Origin of the sequence: Brasilonema sp. UFV-L1, from assembly GCF_012912105.1 — a bacterium.
Classification (GTDB): Bacteria; Cyanobacteriota; Cyanobacteriia; order Cyanobacteriales; family Nostocaceae; genus Brasilonema.
In genome coordinates this window covers 19,211-45,663 of record NZ_QMEA01000023.1, presented here as the reverse complement: position 1 = coordinate 45,663, position 26,453 = coordinate 19,211, and the positions used below count along the sequence as shown (strand labels likewise).

Here is a 26,453-nt window from a genome sequence, read left to right as displayed (position 1 = left end):
TTCTCATTCTTTAGAATTATTTATAATTGGGTATTGTTAACCAGTTATTAGTTATAAGTACACAGGCTAATAATTACTGTGTACTATGTGCTGTGTACTGTTTGAAGAATTTGTTTTTTATATTCCTGCTCTGTGATTATGTCTAGAGTATCTTTTAACCTATCTAAAAAGATGATACCATCTAGATGGTCATACTCATGTTGAAAAATACGAGCGACAAAATCACTTAACTCTTGTTTTTGTAGTTTGCCATTTCGGTCAGTATATTCGACTTCAATGGCTTGATATCTGGGAACTAGTCCCCTAATCCCTGGAACACACAAACAACCTTCCCATCCTTCGACTATCTCCGTTGAATGAGCAATGATTTTGGGATTAATCATAGCACTCGGTTCCATTTGCGGAGCATTAGGATACCTGGGATTTGGGCGCGAAGCAACAATAAATAAACGACACGATTGAGCAACTTGAGGTGCAGCAATACCGACACCGTTAGCCTGAACAACTGTCGTCATGAGATCATCAATGAGTTTTTGAAGATTCTCATCATTGATATTTTCAATCAAGGAAGCTTTTTGACGCAGTACTGGATTGCCTAATTGAAGAATTGATAGCAATTCACCCATAATAACTCCTATAGATAAATTTATGAAATATAAAATATGAATCAGAAATAGTTTTTCTTCATAATTTATACTTCATGTTTTTTACTTTAGCTGCCACGTTGAATCGGTAAAAGTGCAGGTTTAACGGCTATTTGTGTGGTTTGCCCATTACGTAGTACTTGCAATTCCAAAGGAGAACCAATTTTACTATTTTCAACTATTTTTTGCACTTCTTCTATTTTAGTAACTGGCTGGTTACTAATGCTTTGAATCACATCTCCTGCCTTTAGTCCAGCAGCTTCTGCTGGAGAACGTGGTACAATATCAATTAACAAAACTCCCTTATCCGTTGCTAAATTAACACCTAATCTAGAATTAATTTTTTCCTTGACATCTGGAGTCAAAGTCACCATTTGAATACCTAAATAAGGATGGTCAATCTTACCTTTTGCGATTAATTCCTGAGCAATCCGCTGTGCTGTGTTGATAGGAATGGCAAATCCTAAGCCTTGAGCGCCACGGATGATAGCCGTATTCATCGCAATGACATCTCCACGATTATTTAACAGTGGTCCACCAGAGTTACCAGGGTTAATAGCAGCATCAGTTTGAATATAATCAACACGTTTATCAGTCACACCAATATCACTGCTAGAACGACCAGTCGCGCTGATAATCCCAGATGTGACTGTATAGTCCAAACCAAGAGGGTTACCAATCGCAATCACAGCTTCTCCTGGTTGTAAGACCTCAGAGTTACCTATAGAAACAGTTGGCAGGTTATTTGCTTCTATTTTGATGACAGCAACATCTGTAACTGGGTCTTCGCCCAGTACGCGTCCCTTAAAAGAGCGACCATCTTTCAATTTTACTGTCACGCTTTGGGCACCGTTTACCACATGAGAATTAGTCAAGATTTGACCAGCAGAATTAATAATAAACCCAGAACCGCTACCCTGCTCAACTCTTGGTCTTGGCTGTGAGCCAAAAAATCGCCGAAAAACTGGATCATCAAACTCGTCAGAAGCAATAGTTCTTGCAGCATCAATCCGAACAACAGCAGGTCCTACCTTTTGTACAACTCCAACGACGAAGTTAGGATTATCGGATGAAGAAGTAACAGGTAAAATATTTGAGGAAGTCTTATCTGTTGGCTCTTGGGTTGGCTTTTGAGACTGAGCATCTGTTTTTCCAGCATCAAGAGTACCAGTAGGTATGGAACAACCCCCAACAGATATCACTACCGTACCACCAAGCAGTACAGCCAAAATACCATTTATTGACCTCCTTTGGGACAACTTCTTTTCCAAAGAAGTCCAGATGGGGAATAAGGAGGATAGGGAGAGAACTGCTCCCCAGCTCAAGAGTTCTTGAGCTCCTCTTGTTGGCTGAGAGTCATCATGGTTTGTCGTTTTCATTTGTTTTTACTTCTCCGTATGAATCTATGGGTGTTAAGATCTTGGCTACCGAGGGAAGACCAAGAAGAATGACAACTCAAAGGCTGATTTGAGGTCTAGAGTATTGTTTGCTAGATTGGTGCTTGCTCATATCTTCATTATTATTGTGACGATTGCCGAGCATTGGTGGTAAATCATGGAAATGCCCATAGAAAGTCTGTGGAGTCAGGTGTTGGAGCGCTTACAGCTAGAGCTATCCCGTCCCACCTTTGAAACTTGGATCAAAACAGCGAGCGCCGAACGATTGGAAAATAATTGCTTGGTCATTTGTACTCCCAATCCATTTGCTCGTAATTGGTTACAGAAATATTACATAAGAACAATTGCTAATGTTGTACAAGATATTCTTGGTTCTCCCGTAGACATTTATATCACTGTTACTCAAGGTGATGAAGCTTCTGGTGTCAGCGAACAAGAAGTTTCTTGGGAATTTCCAACTCAAGCCAGTTCCTCAGAAATCCTTCCTCAAAATCGATTGAAAACGACAGAATTAAACCTCAAGTATGTTTTCTCTCGATTTGTTGTCGGTGCTAACAACCGTATGGCTCATGCTGCGGCGTTAGCAGTTGCTGAATATCCTGGAAGAGAATTTAATCCTTTATTTCTGTGTGGTGGTGTGGGTTTAGGGAAAACTCACCTTATGCAGGCGATTGGTCATTATCGATGGGAAATTAGTCAAGATTCAAGAATATTTTACGTTTCTACTGAGCGATTTACGAATGATCTCATTACTGCTATCCGTAGGGACAGTATGCAAAGTTTCCGAGAGCATTACCGTGCTGCTGATGTCCTTTTAGTGGATGATATTCAGTTTATTGAAGGTAAGGAATATACTCAAGAAGAATTTTTTCATACTTTTAATACTTTACATGAAGCTGGTAAGCAGGTGGTTTTGGCTTCTGACCGTCCTCCTCACCAAATTCCTCGGTTGCAAGAACGTCTGTGTTCCCGATTTTCTATGGGGTTAATTGCTGATATTCAACCGCCAGACTTGGAAACGAGAATGGCAATTTTGCAAAAAAAAGCTGAGTACGAAAATATCCGTCTACCGAGGGATGTCGTTGAGTATATTGCTTTTCACTATACTTCTAATATTCGCGAGTTAGAAGGAGCCTTAATTCGTGCATTAGCGTATATTTCTATTTGGGGTTTACCGATGACGGTTGAAAATATTGCACCCGTTTTACAACCATCAACTGAGAAAGTAGAAGCAACACCAGAAGCAATTTTATCAGTTGTATCGGAAGCTTTTAATCTCTCAATAGAAGACCTGAAAGGGAGTTCGCGGCGACGAGAAATTAGCTGGGCACGTCAAATCGGAATGTATCTCATGCGGCAGCATACGGATCTCAGTTTACCAAGAATTGGAGAAGAATTTGGTGGAAAAGACCATACAACGGTTATGTACAGCTGTGAAAAAATTACCCAACTGCGAGAAACAGATCAAAACTTAATACAAACGCTACGTCAGTTGAGCGATCGCATTAACATAGCTAACCGTCCCCACAAATCATATTGATACAATCAAAATATCTCAGAGTGTGGAAGAACAAGAAATAAAACATTGTGTTTTCCACAAGAAGCGGCTTATGACAAATGTTGAGTTAAGACAAATGTTAACTTCAGTCTAAAAAATCTTTAAGATAAGATTACCTTTTAAAACTTTTTTTATTTTTTGTGGAAAACTTACAAAAAATCTGTGGAAAACTTGTTCGTTTCAGTGGAAAACTTTATCTAAGTATAAGTACTCTGTGGAAAACCCCCCTTGTTTTTCCACAAGTTTTCCACAGCTAACAACTTGCTAAAACATGGTTGAAAAGGATATGCATGAAGTTTTCCACAATTTCCACACCCGATGACGACTTTGAATAAAAAATAGTGATGTTTGGTACTCGTTTAGCACTGAAGGACACGCATTACAAGCGCAATACCTTGCGCTCGTGCAAGCTTAATCCGACTTTGCAACAACGGTGCTAACATATCCAACACAGAAGCCACAGTTGATCATGAAATTAGTTTGCACCCAAAGCGATCTCAGTACTAATCTTTCACTTACGAGCCGTGCTGTACCCTCCCGTCCAACACATCCGGTACTTGCTAACGTGCTACTACAAGCGAACGCTGAAACGAACCAAGTCAGCTTAACAGCCTTTGACCTTAGTTTGGGTATTCGCACTAGTTTTAGCGCCGAGGTGTTACATTCTGGAACAATAGCAATTCCTGCTAAGCTGCTGAATGACATCACAACTCGCCTTGGAGAAGGTGAAATCACTCTAGAAAACGAATCAACTTCCACAGATGATCCCCTAGGAGAAGGCTCAATTGTGACTTTGACACCCCAAAGCGGGCGTTATCAAGTGCGAGCAATGGGACCACAAGAATTTCCAGAACTCCCCGTCATCGAAAATGCTCAAGCGCTACACATTGCTGCTGGTGCATTAATTGAAGGATTGAAAGGTTCTTTGTTTGCAACGAGTGCAGATGAAACAAAACAGGTTCTCACCGGCGTGCATTTAACACTTCGACAAGATACGCTCGAATTTGCAGCAACTGACGGACATCGTTTAGCTGTTGTACAGACGATGAATGAAAGTTCAGATACAAATACGGAAACTCAGTTAGAAGTCACAGTACCAGCTAGAGCATTAAGGGAACTAGAGCGAATGCTGGCTCATACAAACTCACAAGATGAACCTGTGGCGTTGTATTTTGACCAAGGTCAAGTTATTTTTGAGTGGCAAAATCAACGTCTGACAAGCCGCACTCTTGAAGGACAGTATCCTGCTTACCGTCTACTCATTCCTCGACAATTTGAGCGAGAATTGATTTTAGATAGACGACAATTCTTGAGCGCTTTAGAAAGAATTGCTGTGTTCGCAGACCAAAAGAATAATGTCGTTAAAGTCAGTATAGATAGTGAAGCACAGGAAATGACTATATCCTGTGAAGCTCAAGATGTTGGCAATGGACGAGAGTTAATGTCAGCACAGATATTAGGAGAGAGTATAGATATTGCCTTTAACATTAAGTATTTAATGGAAGGTTTAAAAGCACTGTCCTCGACTGAAATTCACATGCAGCTCAATGGAAATTTAACCCCAGTGATTTTCACTCCAGTTGGTGGTTTGAAGATGACTTATTTAGCTATGCCTGTTCAACTTAGAAATTAAAATCTTGACGTTGTTTGCGTCTTTGTTTCTTATTCCCAGGCTAAGCCTGGGAGTGCTATCCAAAAGTTACATATCTTGAAGATATGCTTAAGCGATCCCGCCGTTTACACGGATGTTTTGCCCAGTTATCCACCGCGCTTCATCGCTAGCAAGAAACGTTACCACATCGGCGATGTCTTGCACTTGTCCCAATCGTCCCAACGCCGCCATTTGAGCGAAACGATTGATTTGTTCTTCTGTTTTGCCTTCTCTGAACAATTCTGTATCGGTTGGACCTGGAGAGATAACATTAACTGTAATACCCCGTCCTCCCAACTCTTTTGCCACAACCCTTGTGATTTGTTCAACAGCACCTTTTGTTCCCACATAAGCACTATAAGTGGGGAGCATCATAGCAGTTGTTGATGAAGAAAAATTGATAATCCGTCCACCATCTGCCATGTGGTGTGCAGCTTGTTGACAAGTAAAATAAGTGCCTTTGACATTAATGGCAAAAATCTTGTCGAAATCTTCTTCTGTCACCTCAATCATTGGCTTATAGAAGGCGACGCCAGCGTTGTTGATCAAAATATCGACTTTGCCAAAATGTTTAATTGTCTGCTCAAAAAGTCGCTGGATATCAAGAACTTTGCTCACATCGGCTTGGAGTGCAATTGCTTGTACTCCAAGATTTTCAATTTCTGTAACAACTTCCTGTGCTTTGTCTACATTACCTGCATAGTTAACCACAACTGATGCACCATTACCAGCTAATTTTAATGCAATTGCACGTCCAATTCCTCGTGATGCGCCTGTCACGATTGCAACTTTTTCTGCAAGAAGTGCCATAGATTATTTCCTTTACTTACCTTTACTAAACATTAATTTTGCTCCTAGGTTAAACCTAGGAGCAAAGTTGGGAACTTTTATGTCCCTAGAAAATTATAAAGAATGAGTGACTGCTGATGAAGAGTTTTTATTTCTTCAAATGCATCTCATGCCAAATCGAAAAGCAAGATTTCTGAACCGATGTTAGTGGTGATTTCAAGTTGTTCTTCGCCACTTATTTGCACTCCATCGCCTGCTCTAAGTTCTTCACCATTTAAGGTGACTATGCCTTGAGCTATTTGCAACCAGGCATGACGATTGGGTTTCACGTGATAATTGATAACGTCACCAGGTTCCAAAATAGATGTGTATAAGTCAACATCTTGATAAATAGTGATAGCACCATCACGTCCATCTTTGGCACCAATTAAACGTAGTTTTCCACGTCTTTCTTCAAGAGAAAAAGCTTTTTGCTCATACCTTGGTTGCAATCCTTGTTGCTCAGGAAGAATCCAAATTTGTAGAAAGTGGACTGGTTCAGTTTTAGATGGATTGTATTCGCTGTGCATAAGACCAGTACCAGCACTCATAATTTGCGCTTCACCCGGACGTATGACTGAACCATTTCCCAAGCTATCTTTATGTTCTACAGCTCCTTCTAAAACATAGGTGAGGATTTCCATATCTCGGTGTCCGTGGGTTGGGAATCCAGCACCAGGAACAACACGATCATCATTGATGACTCGTAGAGAACGAAATCCCATGCGATTTGGATCGTAAAAACTACCAAAGGAAAATGTGTGGTAACTATCTAGCCAGCCTACCTTGGTATGACCACGTGCATTTCTATCATGAATGAGGTGAGTTTTGGTATGAGAAGTCATAAGTTGTACCTCCATTTTTGATGTTTTTTGTGACAAAATCAAGACAGTGTTTGGCGACTAATCATCAATTTTTGTTAGTAATGTTCAGTCATAAATTTTTTTATTTAGTGAGATTCCTGTACAAAAAATTATCCTTGATTAACTGAAAAACTAAGAGACTTTGTAAAGAAATACTCCACATTAGTCTTGTTGAATACTAGGTGACAACAGAACGATTGACATAACGAGGAAAGAAACTTTTTCTTGAAACTTCTTCAATCGCACTTAGTTTTTAACTATCTCAATCTTAAAATACTTATATATAAAATGAAAAGTACGCACAAAAAAGTGCCATACTTACCAAAAAGATACCAGTAAATTATTGAGTTTTCATTTAACAATAACCATTATTCCGGCTGAGATTAAGCTAAGCGTTTTCTAACAGATAAGCTGGGTTTTACAACAAAACCCAGCCTACAAAAATCATTCTGTTAATGACTATTAGCTATTAACAATAACAGACTTATCTAACAGCAGCAGCTTGCTCTTCAGTTTTAATAGTGGCTGTACTACCATTTCCAGCCTGGGTAACAGCAGCTTGCAGATGCGCTTCTAAGAACCACAGTCGCTTGTCAATTGTGCGAGACACTTCGGTGTACAAGTCAGCAGTATCCAAATCACCTAAGTCATCGGTTTTTTCAATAGCTTCCCTAAGGTGCTTAGCATAAGGTGCAAAACGATCTGCCAAAGCTGTGACATGATCCATACCCATCAAAATATCAACAGGATATTCTGGCAATATTGAAGCCGCAGCAGACATACGAACAGTTCCACAAGCATAACCACCTAAAGCGGTGATGCGTTCGGCTAACATATCAATGTATTCTTCCAACTCTCCTGCCATCTCATCAAACATTTCGTGCAACTGGTAGAAGTCTGTACCTTTGACATTCCAGTGCGCTTGCTTAACTTGGGTTTTTAAATCCAAAGTCGCTGCTAAAGTCTGGTTGAGAATTCCAGCAATTTGCTTGCGCGCCTCAGCAGGAATGTCAATGCGGGTTGGATATAGACGTGTTGATAGGTTCTTGTCGCTCATGGTTCTGCCTCTCTCATTAGCTCTCATTAGTAAGACAACACAAGTTTACAGATACTATCGTGGTGTGGGAAACCCTCTACCGACAGATGGAATTTCTGCGCAAATAATTATAATTTTTCTTAATCATTTGTTGTTTTTTGAATTGCGGTGTTTATCTATGGCATTAAATTTACTACCGTCAAAGCGTTCTTTGTAGCGTGCGTTAAGGTGTACTTAGCTCACAGGAAAAATATCTAGACTTTGGAGGCACAGATTATGATGTTAAATTTTAATCGTTCTGAGCGTGTGGTTAATGATAACATGGGAGAAGTTAGAGATAGAAGGACGTGAGACGACTGAATCTGCTCTGGTTGCAGGTGATGAGGTGCTGATTGGTCAGACTGTGTTAGAATCATCAGACTTACTGGTAGATTGCAATAATCAAAGGTTAATTCCAAATCCGAAAAATCCTGAGTATCCAGTATTCAGAATATAGTCAAAATCATGCCAGAGTTGCAAAGTTTATACTTTAACTTGTTTTCTATACGCTTTTGGTGTTGTACCTATAAATTTGCGAAAGACGTTTGTGAAATGGCTTTGACTCTGAAAACCTACTTGCTGACAAATTTGATCTATTGCTTCCTCTGTTTTCGTTAATAACCTTTTCGCTCTCTCTATTCTACAATTCATAATATATTGGTGCGGCGAAAAACTCGTGGATTGTTTAAACAGGCGCGAGAAATGATACATACTCATTCCAACTGCTGTCGCAATCTCAGCTAAGCCTAAATCTTTTTCTAAGTTTTGATTGATATATTCAATGGCTTGTCGTAACTTCAAACGGGAAAGTCCTTCCGCTTGTATGTCTATATTTGGGGAAGATACAGAATAGTGTTTGAGTAAATGAATGCACAAAGTTGTTGCCAGGGATTCTATATAAACACGGCTACCCATGCCATCTGATTTCAGTTCTGACTGGAGTGCTAATCCAATTTGTTGAATTAACGGATCTGAGTCAGCAAAATGTGGTATGATTTCCATCTGTTGTAATTCTACTGAATCATAAGCAGCACGGGCAAACAAAGCTTTTTCTAGACTCAGGACTAAAAATTCAGCTTCTGTGTCCCAGCTTAATTTGTGATAGCTACTTGCTGGAATGACTACAACATCGCCGTATTTAATACACTCATGCTGGATGTGTCCATTCAACGCCCGTTCTACATTGATAGGCTGCTTTGTAAGGCTGACACTGATGACGTGCTGTTGAGGACTATGTTCTGGTGTCTCGTAAGCAGGCTGTTGGTGATAATCCAGGCGAAGACTATCCCAATTAGCATCGTAACTGCTCCTGAGAGGCGATCGCGGAAGAATCTTAGAATATGGATCTTCTTGAGCAAAATCAACACTTATGATTTCCTCTATTGGCATCGCTTTCACCCCAGAAACGATTGCTTTTAAGATAGACTTTAATGCTTGCTTTCTTGAACAACTTAAATGCTGTCTTCAAAAGCAAAAGTTTAATGCTATAAATGTTAACACACTAACTAACACATCTAGTGCTTGAATAAAATCTGCGACTTTTATGAGTTACTTAGTTATCTACGATGGGAATTGCAATCTCTGTGTTACAGGAGTGCAAATACTGGAGACTCTTGATAAAGGACAACTTTTTCGCTACGTTCCCATGCAAGACGAGTCAACTCTCCAACAATGGGGAATTACACCCCAAGATTGTGAGTTGGGTATGATTCTCATAGATGTAGATGCACCAGAAAGACGTTGGCAAGGCAGTGCAGCTGTTGAGGAAATTGGGCGATTGTTGCCTAATGGTAGTGTATTTGTAGATATATATCGTGCTTTACCAGGAGTAAAATGGGCAGGCGATCGCTTTTACGAACAAATCCGAGATCACCGCTACACTATCTTTGGTAAGCGTTCTAGTATTTATGAATCTGCATATTGTATTGATAGTGGCTGCAAGGTTTTTAAAAAGGATGGATGACTATCAAACCACTCGACAGTCAACTTCAGTAGCTAATTTTCCCAAGCGCTTGAAAATAGTGAGAACTGAATATAACTCGTTTCCTGGATTGAAGATGTAGAATAACCGAGATAATCCATACTTTGGCGTTTCTTGCTTGATTAATTTCACAAACAGGAAGCTACCGCCATTAGTGATTAATCCGTATACTGGCTTATCAGAATGAGAAATCGCTAACAAGTAAGATAAAAGCTGCGGTTTGCCAACCTCCACAGAAAAAACCGCTTGCTTGGATTCGATCACTACTACAGCTAGCTGTTTAAATAAAACTAAGACATCGATATTACCTTTGACTATTACACCTTCATCTTCAGTGGAAATTTGCACAGACTTTTCGGATTTGATGTGAAATGGAGACAAATAAAAGCCTGCTAAATCCAAGAGTGGAGATAACACCACCATCTTGACAGTGTTTTCGAGTAAAGGAGGATACTTGAGCAAATTTGAGTAACTTGCCTTAACCCGATTTAGTTGTTGCTTTTCTACGTCTGTAATTTCTGGTAAATTATCTTGCCACTCCCTAAAAAATTGCTCATCCTCAATTAACTGAAGTCCAAAATTAGTCTCTAACTCCAGAAGAGTAATATCTTTAGCTTGTATCGCCTGCACCATAATCTAGAAAACATCCATAAAATAAACATTAAATTCTGTAGAGTGCGTTAGCTGAAAGTACCGCACCATCCACCAATTTTCGGCGGTGCGTGATGCCTGAAAATCATAAAACTCAACATCAGTTACCAACGACAGGAGTAGAATTAAAAATTTCCAGTATTTGCCTGCAAAACTGTTTAAGCTTTTCCCCAACTTGTGGGGAAGGAATAGATGTTCCCATGAAACCCCAGTTTTCTACCGTAGAAAGTCGCCATTGTTCACCAAGATGGCTGAAACCAGCAACTTCTACACCAATTGCACGACGTGAACCGTTTAAAAAATCTTGATAAAGACGGATTTGTATTAAAATACTGCGGCTTTGCCATGATTTACTGATGCCAGGAAAGTGAAAGCCAATGTCTATTGAATCTGGATCGACTAACTCTCTGGTTTGCGGATCATTTTTCCAAGGCTTGAGATCCGATCTAGCATCTGGAAACTCAGATTTGAATAAATTCACTACACTAGCAATCTTGCTGGCGAATTCAAGATTTGTTGCCATCTCAGCTGCGTTCACTGAAAAACTGTTCCTTATTTACTAGACATCTTTGGACATCGTTCAACAATTCCTGCTTCAACCAAGGCAGCCCCTACGTTATTTCACCAGAGGCGTAAAGATGTAAGGCCCATGACCTTGCACCTGTACAGATGTGAAGAGGGGATTACGATTTTTACTATAGTATAAATATATTAAGCAATTGTACTCAAATTTTCCAGAAAAAAACATCAAAATATGCCTTTTACATAAAAAATTAAGTCAAGATAGAAGTTTTTCAACAAAATCCTTCCTAAATCAGGACGATAGGATACGCTAGCGATCTAAAATGACACTGATCATTGGTAAGTCAAATAAGTTCAGCGATTATGGCGCGTCAACGCTCAATTCTGTCATTTATTCTGGTACTGTTGGCAACATTTCTTATTAGTTGTGGCGGTCCTAACGTCGCAACACCACCTCCAACATACACACAAGATCAACTAGTGAAAATTCAGGAATATGTTTCCGACATTCAGGGTGTAAAAGAACGCTCACAAGAACTCGAAAGGCTCATCCAAACCAAACAATGGGTGAAAGTTGGAAACTTTATACACGGTCCTATGGCAGAAGCAAGGCTGTCGATGAATTACATCACATCCAATCTGCTACCCAAAGACCAACCAGCAGGGCGTGAGTTAGTGCGTGATTTGTTAGATAAGCTAATAAAAATCGGTCAAGCCACTGAGATTGGTAACACAAATGGTGCCTTGAATAACACCGTAGCTGCTTTCACTGATATTGACAAATTCTTGCAACTGCTTCCCGAAACAAGCAGCCCGTCAGAAGAAAGCGAAGCATGATAGGGTGAAGAGGAAGATGGGGGATACATCAATTCAAAATTCGCTCATTCGCTCATTCAAAATTTTGGATATTTTTTGTGTCTCCCCATCTTCTCTGTGTTCAGTAGCACCAAATATGAATGATGTCGTTATCATCGGTTGCGGTGTGGTTGGAGCAACTATTGCTTATGAACTTAGCAAAGTCAAAGGGCTAAAAATCACAGTTGTTGATCAACAACTACCTGCACAAGCTTCTACAGGAGCAGCATTGGGTGTTTTAATGGGTGTCATCAGCCAAAAAACCAAGGGGAAGGCTTGGCAGATGCGACAAACAAGCATCCAGCGTTATGAAACTCTGATCACAGAATTAGAACCCCTGACAGATCGTACAATTCACTTTAACCGTCAGGGAATCCTCATGTTGCTGTCTGAGGGTTTTATGTCTGACTCAGAAAAAGAAGATGCAGGAATCTCAGAATGGAAAAAATTACAAGAAATCCGCCAGTCTCAAGGTTTCTCCCTAGAAATTTGGGATACTGCAAAACTCAAGCAAGTTTGTCCTCATGTGAATAACGATCAGATTGTGGGGGCTGTTTACTCTCCGTGCGATCGCCAAGTTGATCCAACAGCACTCACATTGGCTTTGATTGATGCTGCAAAGCATAATGGCGTTGATTTTAAATTTGGTGTTCAGGTTTCGGGTACACAACCCCAGTCTGTGTCACCGTCTGAGAAAGAAGATTCTGAAAAATATTGCTCTCAACTTGAAACGACAGAGGGAAAAATTACTGCTGATTGGTTTGTTGTAGCGGCTGGGCTGGGTTCTTCTTTGCTGAGTACACAATTAAAGCAAATGATTGATATTCGCCCTGTTTTAGGGCAAGCTTTGTGTGTTCGCTTAGGAGATTCTTTAGGAAATCCCGACTTCCAACCAGTCATCACCGGTGATGATGTTCATATCGTCCCTGTAGGTGGTGGAGATTACTGGATAGGTGCAACTGTTGAATTTCCGACGAATAAAGATGAGCTTATAGCTGATAGAGAACTGCTGGAGTTGGTTAGAAAACAGGCGATCGCCTTTTGTCCAGACTTAGCAACAGCTACAACTATCCGTACTTGGTCAGGGTTACGTCCCCGTCCTGAAAGACGTCCAGCACCAGTCATTGGTAAGCTACCTGGATATCGTAACATCCTTTTTGCGAGTGGACATTATCGCAATGGCGTTTTACTGGCACCAGCAACAGCTTACGCAATTTGTGAGATGATTATTGCTAAGCAATCATAATTAATAACTCAATCTGAACCTGATGATGAGAAGTCGTGCTCATAAACAAATGTCAATTCGCGGACAAAGTGAAAAGGTCGCAGACTAAATGAAAATTACAGGGGATAGAATTCAATAGGGAAAAAACAGACGAGTTACTCAAATCATTTAATATGGGGGAAAGCCCTATGTGGGAGAAACTAATCGAATTAATTTATGACGCTTTAAAGTCGAGTTTTGAGCCACGGAAGCAACTAGCTAAGGCAATGACCCGACTTTACACCACCATGTACAGTTGTCAGGAAGCCTATACTCAATATAATCAAGAACCCACAGACCAAAACTTTAGAGTTTGGGCAACAGAAATTGACAATTTAGTTATTACTCTTCAGCGTGTGCAGCATACACTGAAGATATTTCATCCTAGGGTACTCGATAGGCTGAATCATTACGCCCAAGATGAAGCAAGACTTGCTTATATATCCCGCCCAAATAAAGATTTAGTCAAACATGGAATATCTACACTAAAATGGCTGGTTAAATTTGAAACTGGGTCTGTCCTCTATCAAAATACAACTGATTTTAATGAAGACATGGCGGATTTTGATAAGGCGTTAGAACAATTATCAAATTTGATTCAAGCTGAATTTAAGATGGATGAGATTTTTTGAGATGATATAAATGTCTTAAATCTTCCTCTGAATGTCAAAATTCTCAATCAATTCGCAAATATTAAGAGTTTTTTCACTTAGTCTGCAACAAATTTTCATAAGTTAATTCAAATGTCAATAACAGAAAATAAAATTCAAGTTGGATCCTTAGAATGGTTTTATCGGGAAGCTTTACCGACTGGTAAAAGTGAGTTACTTCCTGTCTTACTGCTACATGGTTTACCATCACAAAGTTACAGTTGGCGCAATATCATGCCAGCTTTGGCAAACCAAGGAACAAGAGCAATTGCACCTGATTGGATTGGCTTTGGTTTTTCTTCAAAACCAGACAAAAGGGATTTTGCTTACACACCAGATGCTTTTCTGACAGCTTTAGAAGAATTTATCAAATCCATAGAACTTGAACGTTTTTCTTTAGTTGTGCAAGGTTTCTTAGGTTCTATAGGTTTACAATATGCCTTGCGTCATCCAGAACATATTGCCAATATAGCTATACTAAACACACCCATTTCCAGTCGCGCAAAGTTACCCTGGAAAATTCAACAGATGGGATTACCTTTTGCAGGTGATATGATTACCCAAGACCCCTTGCTAGTTGACCGGACTCTTGAAGGAGGCTGTCGTTACGTCATTGCAGAAGAACATTTAAATATTTATCGTAAACCCTTTTTAAAAAGTTCTGCCGCTGGCAGAAGTCTCCTCGCAACTATCCGTAATTTACAGCTAAGCTCAGCAATGACAGAAATAGAATCAGGCTTTAAACAATCGCAACAAGAAATTTTAGTTCTCTGGGGAATGATAGACCCTTGGCTACCTATAGATATAGCTCAAGATTTTGTTAATTCCCTCGAAAATGGAAGTTTAATTAAACTTAACAATGTTGGTCATTATCCTCAAGAACACTATTCTGAAACAATTCTTGAAGACCTTTTGCCTTTTGTTCGTGTTAAAAATAACTAACAATAATAAATAATAGCAATTTCAATTCAAGAGTGATATTACCTTTATATCTTTTTAAGATTTCAGCATTTGTCTTGTGAGTATTTGATGCTCATCTATTTTGCAGTTCATTAAATAACCAGAGTTCAGTTTCATAAATTAGATAGGATTTCTATAGCACCTTTAGATGATTTACGTGTGCCAGAAATTCATTAATGGAGAAAAAGATTTATGGCTTATTCCTGGTTTAAGGCTTTTCACATTGTCGGTATAGTCGTTTGGTTTGCCGGTTTGTTTTACCTCGTGCGTCTTTTTATCTATCATGTTGAAGCTGAACAAGAACCGGAACCAGCACGCACAATACTGAAGAATCAGTATCAAATCATGGAAAAGCGTCTCTACAGTATCATCACAACTCCGGGGATGCTGGTAACGGTAGCAATGGCGATTGGTTTATTAACTACAGAACCAGATGTTCTTAAAGAAGGATGGTTACACGTCAAACTGGGTTTTGTTGTCCTTTTACTTGGCTATCATCATTACTGTAAGCGTCTGATGAAGCAGTTAGCCCAAGACACCTGCAAATGGAATAGTCAGCAGTTGAGAGCGTTAAATGAAGCACCGACAGTCATGTTAGTTGTGATTGTGTTGTTAGCTGTGTTCAAAAACAATCTGCCGACTGACATCACGGCTTGGGGTATTGTCGCTATGATTATTGCGATGGCGGCGACTATTCAACTTTATGCGAGGAAACGCCGTAAAGATAAAGAAAAGCTGACAACAGAAATGGTACAGCAACAAAGCAGCTAATTGACACTCCTTGTCCTCAGTCGTCAGAATACATTCTGTTTCTGTATTCTGACGACTAACTCGGTGAATTCTTTCTTGAGAGATATGACACTGGTATGAATTTTGAATAAAAACATATTTGTGTACATTAAGTCTTATTAAAGAATAATACATTATTGTTAGGCTAATAATTATTAACCCACATTCCGCACCTCAGGGTGTCACACAGTATAAACATTTAGTCGTTCTGATTTTAGAGTTGCAGATTATGCTTTTTACTCTGCAAGCTTCAGCTTAAAACAGTACACAGTTATCAGTAAACAGGCGTATGGTGGGGGATTTAAAGATGCTACCAACATCTATGCCTGCCTTCGTCTTGTGACGAACGACCAATTCACCGGACTAAAACCCAAGCGCGCTTCGGCGTTCTTTACTGATAGCTGATAACTGAATAACTGTTAAAAACAGTGGAAGCCGATTGTGACAGTTGAGGGTGTGGAATGTCGGTACTAAGCAAGTAAGCTGCTGGCAGATAAAATTCTGACCCTAAATTTTGCTTACTGTATTTCAAGGTGCAAGATGACATACCACTTTTTAGTTTTTTTCAGAGATATGAGAACAGTATTCACTCATGAGTATAAGTTACATTTGTCAATTATTGACAATCTGGTTCTTCGTAGAACTCTCACTGACTTTAGGCTTATCTGCTCAGGCTCAGTCACAATTTAAACCCACAAACACCACTTCCATAGAGCAGAGCAGATCGCAAGCAAGTTTTAGACCGCCAAAACAAGGAAAACCAAGAGAGACCTATGGTGCAGGTTCTCGCAGTAGACTTATATGTTCTACAGAAGAACAACCAATTCGACCTTCAACGCTAAAACAGAACTATAAATTCACATTTCAGGAGCGTCCAACACCATTCGTTGAGATACCCAAAACATCAGCACCTGAAGTCGTATTCATGTTTCGCAGAGCATCTTTACTCATGAATGCTGAGGCTGAAAAGGTATATTTTACACAACAAAACCCAAAACAGCCCTTAGAGATGAGCAACAAGGACCAGTGGTTCTCATTGATTGTTTGTGGACAAATTGTACAACTCGATGATTCTATGTTTCCTATCTGAGGCTTTTGTCTATTAATAGTTGAAGTCATGATGTCACGGAAGTTCTTGGCGAAGTATCTGCTCAATTAACGCCTGATTATCAGGACTTTCTGCTTGCTTGAGATATTCAAGAGCAATTTGTCCTACAGCTGGTTGTTCCCTAGAAATGGCAATTAACAACTCTACAGTTTGACAAAGTTGAGTTTTTTCTAATTGCCGATTCGTGACTATCGGCAGAGTTCCAGCAGCAATGATAAGTCCAATCATTGAAGGAACAGTAGGAATCCACCAACCTTGTAAAAAGGCAAGGTAGGCAATTGCTATGAGTCCTCCCTCTACAAGGACAACAGTAGTCACCATAGATTTCAGTGACTTTATCTGCCAAGCCAACGCAGCTCCTACCCCAGACCAAAGCAAAATCCAAAGCCATTCAACTGGTTTAGACCAAACCTTTAGCAGTGGTCGCCCCTGTAGCGCAGAACTCAAAATCATGCTTGTAATATTAGCATGGACTGTGACTCCTGCCATTTGTTTTGGAGAACCAAAGTTGCGATCGCTGTAGGGTGTTTGAAAAAAATCGTTGACGCTATCAGCAGTGGAGCCGATGAGGATAACGCGATCGCGCATCTTTTGTTGTGGTATCTTATTTGCTAACAAATCTGTGAGCGAGAATGTCTGAAACTGTTGCTCGGTACCATGAAAGTTAAGCAAAATTTGATATCCTCCAGCATCAGCTCGGACATAGCCACCGTCATCAGATTGAAAGGGAATAACCACTGTTTTGCCGAGCTGAATTTGATCGCGATGGTTGGTTTGGGGTTGAGGGGTGATACCTTCAGCTTCTAAATAGCGCAGTGCTAACTGCAAACCAAGATTGAGGTGTAATGAAGAATCTGGCTGTTGAACTGAAAGCAAAGCTCGACGTAGCTTTCCATCTCCATCTAAAACCTGATCAGCAAGACCGACTTGACCTAATTCAGCTAAAGTTGGTGGTGGAGCAATCTGACTACCTACTGCCTTTTCAATACCAATTAGATTCTCTGTTGTTTTATAAACTTCTATGAGTTCTTTATGACCTGGTTCTCTAGGCAAATCTCGGTATAAATCCAGTCCGATAGCTCTAGGTTTATAGCTTTTTATGATCCGGATTGCTTGAGCTAACACTCGATCCGGTAGCGGATGTTGACCAATTTGCTGAATATCTGGCTCATCAATCGTTATGATCGTAATACGAGGGTCAACTTTTGCTGGAGGACGCGCTTGAAAAAAAGAATCTAGCATCGACCATTCCATCCCCTGTAGGAGTCCAGTCAAACGTACAAGAATCACAAAACCCGTCACTCCCCCAGCAATACTCCCAATCCAAGCTTTACCCAGACGTAGTTTTTGAGCCTTTTGTTTTGCGGTTTTCCGTGCGTTTGCCAATATTTGATTCGCTTGCTGAGCTGCGAGTAAGGCAAATTGAGCTTTTTCTCGTTCAATTAGTCGGGCACGTTTTTCGATGGCTAAATCGGTTTCAATTTGTCGCTTTGTCAGTTCCTGACTAGCAGCGAGAAAGCGATAATCTAAGTCACTAAGCCTTTTATTTTTTGACCAAACTAATGCTTGCTGCAATGCTATCCCTACTAAAAGTTGCGACTCATCTTGCTGATTTGAAGCAATCCAAGCCTTGAAGTGTTGCGCGTAGGGACGCCTATTCTCCATCTGTAGAGCAACCCATTCTGAATTAAAAACTGCTTGATAGATTGGGTTTTTCACTCTCAGGTATCCCTGCTGGTTGACAACCAAACCTGACAGAAGAAGCTCAATCTGTTCTCGGCTATCATCGGTTGGGACGTCTTCCCCAGCCAAAATGTGTTGATAAATTCCCAATAAACGCCCGATAATTTGCTCGTTAGCAAGCAGGCGATCGCTAATCGTCCGCAAATGTTCTGGCTCATCTTGAGATTCCCACTTGTGGATGATGCGTGATTTAACAATATTTTCTACCCAAAACTCCTCAGTCCCAGGAGGAATCATCAGCGTCTGACTCACTGAATCTTGACTCGAATTTTGTATTAAATGACACAGTTTTTGCGTTAAAAAGGGTTGCCCCCCTGTCCAGGATAAGATTTCTTTAAGAATTGCCTGAGCATTTCCTTGTTTAACTTCTAGTCCTTTTACCAATGGTTGCACTTCATCTATTGTAAAACCGTGTAATTCTATGGCTTTACCAATATTAAATGGAGTGCGCTTTGGATCTTGAATTAAATCTGATGGTGTTGTCACTCCAAAAATAACAAATGTAATGCGATTGTATTCTGGGTCAATAGCTCTGTGGTTATAGCAAAACCGAATCAAGGCAAAAAAGTCATCAACGGAAAAATCAAGACTCTTGATACTATCAACTTCGTCAATGAAAATAAACAGTCTTTCGTTCGGAAATTGAACCAACAGGACTTCAGAAATAAATCGACTCAGCCTTTGGAGGACAGGAATATCTTCTTGCTCTCGCCACCAAGCTTTTAAGTTAAATTTTCCTAACAGTTTGAAACCTAACCATAATTCAGCAATCACTCCTTTGTACCACTGCTCTGGTGTAATATTTTCACAACCAATGTTGGTCATATCCACAGTGGTGCATTTAAACCCATCTTGTTGTAAACGATGTCGAGTTCTGACGAGAAGCGAGGATTTGCCCATTTGCCGAGAGTTGAGAACATAGCAAAATTCGCCCTCTTGTAATGCTTGATACAGTCGCTTGTCAGCCTGTCGTTCTACATAGCTAGGAGAATTAATGGTTAGACTACCACCGACTTGATATGTATAACGGTTCATTTAGAAATGGTGAAGGTGTAGTAGATGAAATATTTTAGCTTTAAATTATACAATTATGTACACATGACTCAATCCACTGATTGTGCAGCTATTAAGAAAAACCACGTTGGAGCTTCTAGAACACCGATTCAGTATTCATATATATAGTGTCTTTGCTTTGCAAAGCTCCGCTCAGTATAGCTCCAACTCACTTTAGAAATAACCTTTAATACCAATTATGTGTGAAGTTGTGCCTTATCGCTCGCACTTCGTGCGACTTTGCTAACAGGCTAAAAGCCTGGGGCTACAGAAACAAAGCCCACCTTCGTGGGCTAATTAAGTGCATCTTCATATAGAAACGGTATAAGATGATATTCACTGGAGTTTAGGAAAATCAAACTAGAAGGCTCTCTTATTTTGTGTACTTCTTCATATACACTTTTGTCAATTCTTAGCCTTCCCACTCTTTATCAAGATGGAAAAACCCGTTGATTCAGGAAAGGAAATGAAGTGTCCTCCTCTTATAGTCATTAGTACTATTGCCTGATGAGTTAAAATCCTTTACTAAAAGCCTGGAATTAAAATTATTTCTTGAGAAAAAATCATGTTTTAATCAAGTTAGATTTTGACCTACTTTTCTTACTTTTCCTACTATTTATGTTTCCAAAAAATCTGAACCTACTAATTTATCCTAAGATTTAAGAAAAAGAAATTGATTGCTTAATAAATATCCTGTGGTGTATGATAAATGACGAGAATTAAGTACTTAAGAAGAAGTATGGATACTGTGCCATGATCGCAAACACAATAGGATTTAAGAAAAGTGTTCCACAGATGCTGTGCGCATGATTTTTCAGTGAGACACTCTGTCTTAGATAAAAAATTGAACAAGAAAGAACGAAGGTGTCAGTCGCCAGGAGCAGAGAGCTTGAGTTGCTCCGCCTCTGACCAGAATGACGAGTGTGCGTTTGAAGGATGAGTAAACGATTCAGTCGCCCACCACAATATGTAGACTTGGTGGTCTTGAATCACCAGCAAAGATCATCAATACCCTACTGATTGCATTTTGGATTCACCAATTCTGTCTTCTGACTTCTTCTTCAATAATTAAGTTTTCGGTCTTGTGAAGCGACTTTGAAAGTGGCTTAACCACAATTTTCAAAGTAAACAAACAAGTAAACAAACAAAAGTCAGTTGCAAATTCTTAAAGCACTTATCTTGCAAGGATTCTGAAGTTCTTGTGTGCTAAAGGTGTATTCTACGTAATTCAAAAAAGTAAATGTCAAATAATGTATGGGAGCTGATTAGATTACTGAATGTTAAAAGAGCGGGTTTAACAGACAAATTATGGTTTATGCAGTCCTGTTCTCATGAAGCTTTACCTTAACTTTTAACAAAAGGAGAAAAACTTGATTTTGCTTTCACAGAAGTTTTACATTATTTCGACTATACTTTTATAGACTTCTTCTACATTGGCAAATTATTACAATTAGGAGGGTATGTTGTTTTTGATGATATCTGGATGCCTGAAATGAGAAAAATCGTGTCTTGTATCATAAGAAACAGAAAATATGAGTTGATGAAGATTGATACGAACATCAGTGTTTAGAAAGGTTTAGCGATATCTACACAACGTTTTCTTCAAAATCCTCTTGAACGAGACTACGGAGAAATAAGACTTATCTCCAATCATATTTATGTACTTAAAAGAACAACCCGTATGTTTTTGGAGGTTTTTTCAGTAGATATCATCGCCTGTTAGTGACTAACTAATACAACGTGGTCCAAATAGAGCTACCATTCACTCAGAGCGCGAAAAGTTCGTGATGTAAGCATTTTGAACGCTCCGTGTGGCACTTCGTGCCATATTTTGAATGATCAAATTCCGCATATCCCTCAGTTGAACCCCTTGGAACGCTAGTCATTTGAGTTCAAACTTCAGATATTTCTGGTTTCAGTTTTCTTTATCTATATGTTTAAAAACTCGTCACACAGTAGGCGTCGTTTTTTGTACGTTGGTTTATCAGGTTTAGCAGGGGCTACCGCTGTCGCAGTGGGAAAAAATATTAAGCCAATCTACTACAGTCATGTATTTGACAAACCGAAAAGAGATTTTCGAGTCACAGGGCAAAATCCTTTAAAAAAGCGTGCTGCAGCTAAGGGATTAATTTATGGAGCAGCCTGTGGGCGAGATCTTCTTGCTTCAGACAAAAACTTAGAGGCTTGCATTATTCGTGAATGCGGCGTCTTGACACCAGAGAACGAGCTCAAGTGGCAATTTTTGCGACCTCGTCCAAACGTATTTGACTTTAGTAGGGCAGATTGGATGGCTAAATTTGCCCGTACTCACAATATGCTTTTTCAAGGACATACTTTAGTCTGGCATTCGCAACTACCTGACTGGTTTAAGGAAGTCGTTAACCGCCAAAACGCAGAAAAATTTTTGGTGGAACACATTACAACTGTGACCAAACACTACGCTGGTCAAATCCACTCTTGGGATGTAGTCAATGAGGCGATTGAACCAAAGGATAGACTAAAAGCAGGTTTGCGACAAAGTCCGTGGCTCAAGTTTTTAGGTCCAGATTACATAGAGCTTGCCTATCGGGTTACAGCGCAAACTGACCCCAAAGCGATGTTAGTCTACAACGAGAATGACTTGGAGCATGACACTCCTGAACATGAAGCCAAAAGAACTGCTGTTCTAAAACTGCTAGAACGTTTGAAATCTCGAGGAACACCAATTCATGCTCTTGGTATTCAATCTCACTTGTTAGGTCACAGTTCTTTGAATGCCAAGAAATTACGAAATTTTTTGTCTAACGTGACTAGTTTTGGTCTTAAAATTCTCATTACTGAACTAGACGTGATAGACCAGAAATTACCTTCAGACCCTATTGTGCGCGATCGCATGATTGCTGGTATGTACGAAGACTATCTTTCGATAGTGTTAGATGAGCGAGCAGTGATTGCGGTTTTAACCTGGGGATTGAGTGACAAACACTCTTGGCTTCCAATGTTTCTTCCCCGTTCAGATGGTTTACCAGTTCGTCCTTTACCATTTGACTCAAACTTCAAACCCAAGTTGGCATGGAATGCCATAGCCAGAGCGTTTGATCAAGCTCCAAAGCGTTAACCAATCGCTACTCAAAGATTCTAAATTGCAAAAAGCAATTTGAAGTCGTGAAGGTTTTCACATTTGAGAATTGGGAATTGATGACTTATTTGATTCCAAGTATGGAAAAGATGCTTGTCAATCTATGAATTGTCATGATTTGACGTCAGCTATGCATACTTACTGCCTCAATATTCTGTTGAATAAATTGCCGAAAGAAAATGGTATTTCTTCTTAGCAGTTATCGTAGAAAATCATTGGAGGAACTATCTAAATGACGCAAAAATTTGATGAAATCGCTTTACTAGGCACCAGATTTCATAAAATTCAAGTTAATGAACTCATTGACTATGCTGTCAAAGCGGCAAAAATTCAGAAGAAAACAACCATATGCCATGTCAACACTCGGGCAATGAATTTTGCCTATGAGCTTCCTTGGTATAGAGAGTTTCTCAATAAATCTGATTTAGTTTTCTGCGATGGATTTGGTGTCCTGTTAGGAGCAAAACTCTGTGGTGGGTGTGTGAATTCATCTCATCGTATGACTTGTCCAGATTACATAGAAGATTTTGCCAAAGCCTGCGAGAGAGAAAATGTTTCTTTGTTCCTGCTTGCTGGTGAACCAGGAACTGTAGATAAAGCAATCACTAAGCTAAAAGTGATTGCACCAAATTTAAGAGTCAAAGGACATCACGGTTATTTTAATAAGTCTGGTGAAGAAAATGAATCTGTTATTCAAGAAATCAACAAATTCAAGCCAGATATTTTATATATTGGCTTTGGAATGCCGTTACAAGAAAGTTGGATTTTAAATAATTCAGAGCGAATAGAGACAAAAGTTTTTCTGCCTCTTGGGGCATGTCTTGATTTTTATACTGGTACCGTCTCTAGAGGTCCGCGTTGGATGACTAATAGCGGTCTAGAGTGGTTAACAAGATTAGTAACAGAACCAAAACGTTTGTGGAAACGCTATGTGCTTGGTAATCCGCTGTTTTTTTATCGAGTCTTACAAGAAAGGTTGACAAAGTTTTTGAGAAAACGCTCTCGAACTTCATCCCAATATTAAGCTGATGTATTCAGATTTTGCATTTTTGTCAAGGTAATACAGAATCTAGAATTATTAATCAGTCTAGATTTTTGTTGACCTCAGTAGGTCATTCCACCAATTAAACATGTGAAAAGTTTGAGTTGTTACGCACTTAATTTGCAAGTTGATTTTTGATTCTGTCAATACAGGGGTAAGAATAATCGTGACATCTAAATCTTTGTTAGTTACAGGGTTTAAACCAGATTTAAGGTCAGCAAATGGCACAAGGATACAGAAAGGCTTAACTACCAAAGTTATGCGGGTAGGAACGCTTGTTGTGCTAGATATTATTTCTTTGACCTTAGCATGGAACTTAGCAGTCATTTATGGCACTCCATTAGAATCGCCTTGGACACAAAAAGCATCTTTCCTATTGCTCATTCTGGCAGTTGCAATCGGCGTGATTAGTACCAAAGGACTCTACAAATCAGGTAATAATCGTCGTAATTATTTTAGTTTGTTCAAAGCAATCACACTGTCAGAAACTTTACTTTTGCTAATTGCTTTTCTTTACGAGCCAGAGAGTTATATCTCGCGCTCAACTTTTCTACTGTTTTGGTTTTTGTCTGTTGTTTTCATCTGCACAGCTCGCTTTATCTGTGATCTGGGTACTAAATTGCTTCGTAGTAGAGGAGCAATTCGTCACTCGGTTTTTCTGATTACAGATCCGGAAGACAAAGAAAACCATATTAGGTTAATAGAGAAGGAGAATTGCTACACTGTACAAGGCATTTCTGGTTCTAGCAGTTTGGATTTGATGAACCGGGAGGCAACATTTGAATATTTACGCACAGAAGGTATAGAAGAGGCTTTTGTTTCTTGGAACGCTATTAAGAATCGTCTGTATGTTTGCTGGCGTTTCCAAACAGCTGGGATTACCTTACGAATACTACCCACTGAAGGTGAAGTTCGTCATCCTAAATCCGTATTTTGGATGATTGGCGAAGTTCCTTGCATGACAATTCCAGCACCAATTATCGCAGGCAGCGATTTTTGGGTAAAACGGAGTTTTGATCTTTGTTGTTCAATTATCTTGTTACTTTTGTTGTCTCCTGTCTATGTTGTGATCGCCACACTGATTAAGTTAGATTCTCCTGGTTCAGTATTCTTCCAACAAAATCGAGTTGGTTTGCATAGTAAGAATTTCAAGATTTGGAAATTTCGCACAATGGTGACTAATGCAGAAAAGTTGCAGGCAAAGTTAGAAGCAAAGAATGAAATCAAGGATGGGGTTCTTTTTAAGATGAAAGACGACCCTCGTATCACACGGATAGGCAAATTCCTGCGCCGTTACAGTTTAGACGAGTTACCCCAACTGTTTAATGTTCTTCTTGGAGAGATGAGTTTAGTTGGTCCTCGTCCTCTCCCTATGAGGGATGTTGAAAAATTCAAAACAAAGCACTTTATCCGACAAGAAGTTCTACCCGGTATTACAGGATTATGGCAGGTGTCTGGTCGCTCTGATATCGATAATTTTGAAGATGGGGTGAAATTAGATATCACTTACATAGAAAATTGGTCTATATGGTTAGACCTGCAAATTTTGCTGAAAACTGTCAAAGTTGTCTTTAGTAAGACAGGTGCTTACTAAAGCATTGACCAAAAAGAACGAAGGTGCCAGTCGTTAGGAACACTCCTTCTCTTAACCATAAAATCTCCAGCCGTGTCAAGCACCCTGTGGATGCTTGACAGCCTCAAAGCAAAGATTTGGGAAAATCGATAAACTAGACGGCTGGCTGGACATTTTATTTTAAGCTTATCTACTAAAGTGCTGGAGGAACTGAGTTTTATCAGGCACAAGCCTCCCTCTGTTTCTTATGAATTTTGAACCAGCGAATTTTAAACGTTTGAGAAGGGAAAATGAATAATGAATAGCAGAAATATTTCAAATAAAATGTGTCTGATTATACGTCTGAAAAATGCTCATCAATTTCTGTAAAATCGTATTCTAATTAGCAGAAATTAAAAAAAAGAAAGTTTTTTATATATTCATCTTTCAGAAACTAAGTAGATAGATATATACAAGTTAATCGAACTACATTAAGAAATGTAAAAAATCCGAAAACTCTTACTAACTAATGACTAATGACTGCCTCAACGAGTACACTTTATTTTTACCTACCTACTGATTTGTTATGAATTTGATTGTTTTTGATTCAAAAGGCTAACAAAACATACTTTTCCTACTTTTCTCACGGTCATTTTTCTATCCAATTTACAATATTATCCCGCAAACTTTACACTCTCTTTAAAAAAGATTCCGGATGAATACTTGTAATTACTGAAAAATAAAGCTATATTTAACTTCGTTAGAGAGTAACAAGAAGACCTCAATAGAAAACATCCTTCAAAGATGTCTAAAAAATGGATAAAAGATACAACATATCATTTTGAGTGTAACGAAGTAAAGGATACCTCCTGCACAGACGCCCTCGTCGTCAAGCAAAACACTTCGCAGAATTCTCAAAGAGATGCGCCCATAGTATGTGAGAAACAAGCAAAATCTCTCATTGATAAACTCGCACACTTCGCACTCTCTTCACCGTTTCAAATATACGTTTGCCATGATGTTTTGAGTAAGATACTAACAGCCAAAAATGTACGCATTTGCTACGCTGTTAGTTGATGATGCATAACATATTTAATTTTTCAAACATCCTCTTACCTAGAATTAAACAAACTACGTAATTGTTGCCAA

Annotated in this window: 22 protein-coding genes; 13 read left to right on the top strand and 9 right to left on the bottom strand. The window is 39.3% G+C overall.

Going from position 1 to position 26,453, the window contains the following annotated elements:
* Positions 1–83: 83 nt before the first annotated feature.
* Both def and DP117_RS10125 read right to left on the bottom strand, forming a co-directional pair.
* On the bottom strand, positions 84–626 hold the full coding sequence (gene def, locus DP117_RS10130; RefSeq protein WP_169218190.1) for a peptide deformylase: 543 nt from the start codon (positions 624–626) through the stop codon (positions 84–86).
* Positions 627–712: 86 nt separating this feature from the next.
* Positions 713–2,023, bottom strand: a complete 1,311-nt coding sequence (locus DP117_RS10125; RefSeq protein WP_169218189.1) for an HhoA/HhoB/HtrA family serine endopeptidase — start codon at positions 2,021–2,023, stop codon at positions 713–715.
* A gap of 175 nt (positions 2,024–2,198) precedes the next feature.
* On the opposite strand from DP117_RS10125, the gene dnaA reads away from it, so the two are divergent.
* Complete coding sequence (gene dnaA, locus DP117_RS10120; RefSeq protein WP_169218188.1) at positions 2,199–3,581, top strand: chromosomal replication initiator protein DnaA; 1,383 nt, start codon at positions 2,199–2,201, stop codon at positions 3,579–3,581.
* 487 nt (positions 3,582–4,068) lie between these two features.
* On the top strand, positions 4,069–5,232 hold the full coding sequence (gene dnaN, locus DP117_RS10115; protein WP_169218187.1) for a DNA polymerase III subunit beta: 1,164 nt from the start codon (positions 4,069–4,071) through the stop codon (positions 5,230–5,232).
* 87 nt (positions 5,233–5,319) lie between these two features.
* Here the strand turns inward: dnaN and DP117_RS10110 are convergent, their stop codons facing one another.
* From DP117_RS10110 to dps, 3 genes are all read right to left on the bottom strand, one after another.
* Positions 5,320–6,060, bottom strand: coding sequence for an SDR family oxidoreductase (locus DP117_RS10110; RefSeq protein ID WP_169218186.1), 741 nt, complete (start codon positions 6,058–6,060; stop codon positions 5,320–5,322).
* Positions 6,061–6,206: 146 nt separating this feature from the next.
* Positions 6,207–6,923 carry a pirin family protein gene (locus DP117_RS10105; RefSeq protein ID WP_169218185.1) on the bottom strand — a complete coding sequence of 239 codons (717 nt, stop codon included), beginning with the start codon at positions 6,921–6,923 and terminating at the stop codon, positions 6,207–6,209.
* Between the two features lie 502 nt (positions 6,924–7,425).
* Positions 7,426–7,998: a DNA starvation/stationary phase protection protein Dps gene (gene dps, locus DP117_RS10100; RefSeq protein WP_169218184.1), complete on the bottom strand. Its 573-nt coding sequence runs from the start codon at positions 7,996–7,998 to the stop codon at positions 7,426–7,428.
* 292 nt (positions 7,999–8,290) lie between these two features.
* Here dps and DP117_RS10095 point away from each other — a divergent pair, with 292 nt between their 5' ends.
* Positions 8,291–8,473 carry a hypothetical protein gene (locus DP117_RS10095; RefSeq protein ID WP_248277606.1) on the top strand — a complete coding sequence of 61 codons (183 nt, stop codon included), beginning with the start codon at positions 8,291–8,293 and terminating at the stop codon, positions 8,471–8,473.
* Positions 8,474–8,499: 26 nt separating this feature from the next.
* Here the strand turns inward: DP117_RS10095 and DP117_RS10090 are convergent, their stop codons facing one another.
* Positions 8,500–9,405 (bottom strand): AraC family transcriptional regulator, encoded by a 906-nt coding sequence (locus tag DP117_RS10090; protein ID WP_169218183.1) that lies wholly within the window; start codon positions 9,403–9,405, stop codon positions 8,500–8,502.
* Positions 9,406–9,559: 154 nt separating this feature from the next.
* Between DP117_RS10090 and DP117_RS10085 the strand changes: the two genes are divergently transcribed.
* A complete protein-coding gene (locus DP117_RS10085; RefSeq protein ID WP_169218182.1) occupies positions 9,560–9,979 on the top strand; it encodes a DCC1-like thiol-disulfide oxidoreductase family protein in 420 nt (139 codons plus the stop codon).
* Between the two features lie 3 nt (positions 9,980–9,982).
* Here the strand turns inward: DP117_RS10085 and DP117_RS10080 are convergent, their stop codons facing one another.
* Positions 9,983–10,630: a restriction endonuclease subunit R gene (locus DP117_RS10080; protein WP_169218181.1), complete on the bottom strand. Its 648-nt coding sequence runs from the start codon at positions 10,628–10,630 to the stop codon at positions 9,983–9,985.
* Positions 10,631–10,748: 118 nt separating this feature from the next.
* On the bottom strand, positions 10,749–11,186 hold the full coding sequence (locus DP117_RS10075) for a hypothetical protein (RefSeq protein WP_169218180.1): 438 nt from the start codon (positions 11,184–11,186) through the stop codon (positions 10,749–10,751).
* Between the two features lie 347 nt (positions 11,187–11,533).
* Here DP117_RS10075 and psbQ point away from each other — a divergent pair, with 347 nt between their 5' ends.
* The 6 genes from psbQ to DP117_RS10045 all read left to right on the top strand — a co-directional run bounded on the left by psbQ (position 11,534) and on the right by DP117_RS10045 (position 16,778).
* Entirely contained in the window at positions 11,534–12,007 is a 474-nt protein-coding gene (psbQ, locus tag DP117_RS10070; protein ID WP_169218179.1) for a photosystem II protein PsbQ, read from the top strand.
* Positions 12,008–12,122: 115 nt separating this feature from the next.
* Positions 12,123–13,271 carry an FAD-dependent oxidoreductase gene (locus DP117_RS10065; protein WP_169218178.1) on the top strand — a complete coding sequence of 383 codons (1,149 nt, stop codon included), beginning with the start codon at positions 12,123–12,125 and terminating at the stop codon, positions 13,269–13,271.
* 167 nt (positions 13,272–13,438) lie between these two features.
* Complete coding sequence (locus tag DP117_RS10060) at positions 13,439–13,921, top strand: hypothetical protein (RefSeq protein WP_169218177.1); 483 nt, start codon at positions 13,439–13,441, stop codon at positions 13,919–13,921.
* A 111-nt stretch (positions 13,922–14,032) separates the two neighbouring features.
* Positions 14,033–14,881 carry an alpha/beta fold hydrolase gene (locus DP117_RS10055; RefSeq protein WP_169218176.1) on the top strand — a complete coding sequence of 283 codons (849 nt, stop codon included), beginning with the start codon at positions 14,033–14,035 and terminating at the stop codon, positions 14,879–14,881.
* A gap of 210 nt (positions 14,882–15,091) precedes the next feature.
* Positions 15,092–15,670 carry a protoporphyrinogen oxidase HemJ gene (gene hemJ, locus DP117_RS10050; protein ID WP_169218175.1) on the top strand — a complete coding sequence of 193 codons (579 nt, stop codon included), beginning with the start codon at positions 15,092–15,094 and terminating at the stop codon, positions 15,668–15,670.
* A 610-nt stretch (positions 15,671–16,280) separates the two neighbouring features.
* Positions 16,281–16,778, top strand: coding sequence for a hypothetical protein (locus tag DP117_RS10045; RefSeq protein WP_169218174.1), 498 nt, complete (start codon positions 16,281–16,283; stop codon positions 16,776–16,778).
* A gap of 33 nt (positions 16,779–16,811) precedes the next feature.
* Here DP117_RS10045 and DP117_RS10040 read toward each other — a convergent pair whose 3' ends face one another.
* Complete coding sequence (locus tag DP117_RS10040) at positions 16,812–19,574, bottom strand: CHASE2 domain-containing protein (protein WP_169218173.1); 2,763 nt, start codon at positions 19,572–19,574, stop codon at positions 16,812–16,814.
* Positions 19,575–21,525: 1,951 nt separating this feature from the next.
* Here DP117_RS10040 and DP117_RS10035 point away from each other — a divergent pair.
* The 3 genes from DP117_RS10035 (at position 21,526) to DP117_RS10025 (ending at position 25,346) form a co-directional block, all read left to right on the top strand.
* Positions 21,526–22,689 (top strand): endo-1,4-beta-xylanase, encoded by a 1,164-nt coding sequence (locus tag DP117_RS10035; RefSeq protein ID WP_169218172.1) that lies wholly within the window; start codon positions 21,526–21,528, stop codon positions 22,687–22,689.
* A 253-nt stretch (positions 22,690–22,942) separates the two neighbouring features.
* The gene (locus tag DP117_RS10030) at positions 22,943–23,734 is read left to right on the top strand and encodes a WecB/TagA/CpsF family glycosyltransferase (protein ID WP_169218171.1); all 792 of its coding nucleotides are present in this window, start codon (positions 22,943–22,945) and stop codon (positions 23,732–23,734) included.
* 184 nt (positions 23,735–23,918) lie between these two features.
* On the top strand, positions 23,919–25,346 hold the full coding sequence (locus tag DP117_RS10025) for a sugar transferase (protein ID WP_169218170.1): 1,428 nt from the start codon (positions 23,919–23,921) through the stop codon (positions 25,344–25,346).
* Positions 25,347–26,453: the final 1,107 nt, after the last annotated feature.

Coding starts and splice junctions, on each gene's coding strand:
- def (WP_169218190.1), bottom strand. CDS start 626: ATGGGTGAATTGCTATCAATTCTTCAATTAGGCAATCCAGTACTGCGT.
- DP117_RS10125 (WP_169218189.1), bottom strand. CDS start 2,023: ATGAAAACGACAAACCATGATGACTCTCAGCCAACAAGAGGAGCTCAA.
- dnaA (WP_169218188.1), top strand. CDS start 2,199: ATGGAAATGCCCATAGAAAGTCTGTGGAGTCAGGTGTTGGAGCGCTTA.
- dnaN (WP_169218187.1), top strand. CDS start 4,069: ATGAAATTAGTTTGCACCCAAAGCGATCTCAGTACTAATCTTTCACTT.
- DP117_RS10110 (WP_169218186.1), bottom strand. CDS start 6,060: ATGGCACTTCTTGCAGAAAAAGTTGCAATCGTGACAGGCGCATCACGA.
- DP117_RS10105 (WP_169218185.1), bottom strand. CDS start 6,923: ATGACTTCTCATACCAAAACTCACCTCATTCATGATAGAAATGCACGT.
- dps (WP_169218184.1), bottom strand. CDS start 7,998: ATGAGCGACAAGAACCTATCAACACGTCTATATCCAACCCGCATTGAC.
- DP117_RS10095 (WP_248277606.1), top strand. CDS start 8,291: ATGATAACATGGGAGAAGTTAGAGATAGAAGGACGTGAGACGACTGAA.
- DP117_RS10090 (WP_169218183.1), bottom strand. CDS start 9,405: ATGCCAATAGAGGAAATCATAAGTGTTGATTTTGCTCAAGAAGATCCA.
- DP117_RS10085 (WP_169218182.1), top strand. CDS start 9,560: ATGAGTTACTTAGTTATCTACGATGGGAATTGCAATCTCTGTGTTACA.
- DP117_RS10080 (WP_169218181.1), bottom strand. CDS start 10,630: ATGGTGCAGGCGATACAAGCTAAAGATATTACTCTTCTGGAGTTAGAG.
- psbQ (WP_169218179.1), top strand. CDS start 11,534: ATGGCGCGTCAACGCTCAATTCTGTCATTTATTCTGGTACTGTTGGCA.
- DP117_RS10065 (WP_169218178.1), top strand. CDS start 12,123: ATGAATGATGTCGTTATCATCGGTTGCGGTGTGGTTGGAGCAACTATT.
- DP117_RS10060 (WP_169218177.1), top strand. CDS start 13,439: ATGTGGGAGAAACTAATCGAATTAATTTATGACGCTTTAAAGTCGAGT.
- DP117_RS10055 (WP_169218176.1), top strand. CDS start 14,033: ATGTCAATAACAGAAAATAAAATTCAAGTTGGATCCTTAGAATGGTTT.
- hemJ (WP_169218175.1), top strand. CDS start 15,092: ATGGCTTATTCCTGGTTTAAGGCTTTTCACATTGTCGGTATAGTCGTT.
- DP117_RS10045 (WP_169218174.1), top strand. CDS start 16,281: ATGAGTATAAGTTACATTTGTCAATTATTGACAATCTGGTTCTTCGTA.
- DP117_RS10040 (WP_169218173.1), bottom strand. CDS start 19,574: ATGAACCGTTATACATATCAAGTCGGTGGTAGTCTAACCATTAATTCT.
- DP117_RS10035 (WP_169218172.1), top strand. CDS start 21,526: ATGTTTAAAAACTCGTCACACAGTAGGCGTCGTTTTTTGTACGTTGGT.
- DP117_RS10030 (WP_169218171.1), top strand. CDS start 22,943: ATGACGCAAAAATTTGATGAAATCGCTTTACTAGGCACCAGATTTCAT.